The organism is Streptomyces sp. NPDC059696 (genome assembly GCF_042733745.1).
GTDB lineage: Bacteria > Actinomycetota > Actinomycetes > Streptomycetales > Streptomycetaceae > Streptomyces.
Genome location: NZ_JBHWFG010000115.1, coordinates 1 through 1,359, shown reverse-complemented (window position 1 = coordinate 1,359; position 1,359 = coordinate 1). Strand labels below are relative to the sequence as shown.

Sequence of the window (1,359 nt, the reverse complement as noted above, 5' to 3'; positions counted from 1 at the left end):
GGACGTTACATATTCATTAGTCTGGCACAGGGTCATGAATTTGTGAACGCATCCCATTATTTTCGACTCACATTTTCTTAACGTTCCTCAGGCGTGCGGCACCCGCCGGCCGGCGCATCTGGAGGCGGTTCGAGACCCACATGACGGCGAGGCCGAGCGTCACCAGAATGACAGCGGAGAACGGGAGCAGCAGCATGAAGACTCCGATGTCCGCTACCAGGGTGAGGGCGGTGAAAAGCACCACCACGGCCAGCCCTACGCCGAAGAGGCCGGACCCTATCCGGTGCGGCAGCCGGTAGCGGGAGTTCCGCGCAGCAGCGAGCGCCGGCGCGCAAACGCAGGCCGCGACGTAGGCGGGATACAGCCTTCCGAGCATCCCGTAGACCTCCACGCTCACCTGGTCGTTGTAGTCCAGCAACCCCGTCGAGGTGACGGGGATGTCGCTGGCCAGGAAGAAGGCGGCAGTCAGCACCACCGTGAGCCCCAGGACAACCAGCCCAACCGGCCCCACGATGAGCCGCCGGGCCCATTCGGCACCGAAGGCGGCGGCACCGCGCAGGCCCAGGATCACGAAGACCCCGTACAGCGAATAGCGCAGCAGCAGGTTGGCCAGGTTGAATCCACCCAGGAGCGGGTCAACGAACTCGTAGATCAGCGGCAGGCTGAGACCGGTGGAGACGGCTATGAGCACCATGCAGAAGAAGATGCTGCGGTTGCGGCCGCGGATGGCGTCCGGCAGGCGGAACAGGGCAAAAAGGAAACTCAGCGCGAACGCCGATACCTGGACGGCAAATCCTGCGGTCATCCCAGATTCTCCAAGAGTGCGTGGTCATACTTGTCATCTTGTTCACGTTTGCGCAGCACCTTGGCCAGCGCGTCCAGCCTGTCCCGGGCAAGGGAGACAAGTTCAGCGTCGGTCAGGGCAGCCAGTGCCTCTTCACGGCCCGTGGGCGGCCAGCCGCCCTCCTCGGGCTGCAGCACCCCGGTTACCACCAGGCCGCTGGTCAGGGACACACCTGCCTGGCGGGCAGCCTCGACGGCGAGCCTCGTAGCCAGCCGTCCAGCGGTCAGCTGGGCGGAGATGTTCTGGGGAGCGATTCCCGTGGCTGCCGAAAGTTTGGGGCGAAGGTCTCCGGGATCCACGGCGTCGAACCACGGCCGCACCGCTATCGAATCCGCATAGCCTGCCACCTTGGGTACGGCTGGGTGTTCCTGGTCCGCGCCTGCCCTGGCCAGGACATACTCCAGGATGCACTGGTAGGGGACCTGGCTGATCAGCTCGGCAGCGGACGGGGCGCGGCGGCCCTCGGCTAATCCACGGAACCCGTCGAACTCGGAGAGTACTGCCACCGGGTCCTG

At 65.0% G+C, this 1,359-nt stretch carries 2 protein-coding genes; both read right to left on the bottom strand.

What is annotated here, in order from left to right; translation table 11 throughout:
* Positions 1 to 67: 67 nt before the first annotated feature.
* Entirely contained in the window at positions 68 to 805 is a 738-nt protein-coding gene (locus tag ACFV20_RS36980) for a hypothetical protein (RefSeq protein WP_385665523.1), read from the bottom strand.
* The coding region (locus tag ACFV20_RS36975; protein ID WP_385665520.1) for a hypothetical protein at positions 802 to 1,359 on the bottom strand (558 nt) is incomplete at its 5' end. The genes ACFV20_RS36980 and ACFV20_RS36975, both read right to left, overlap by 4 nt.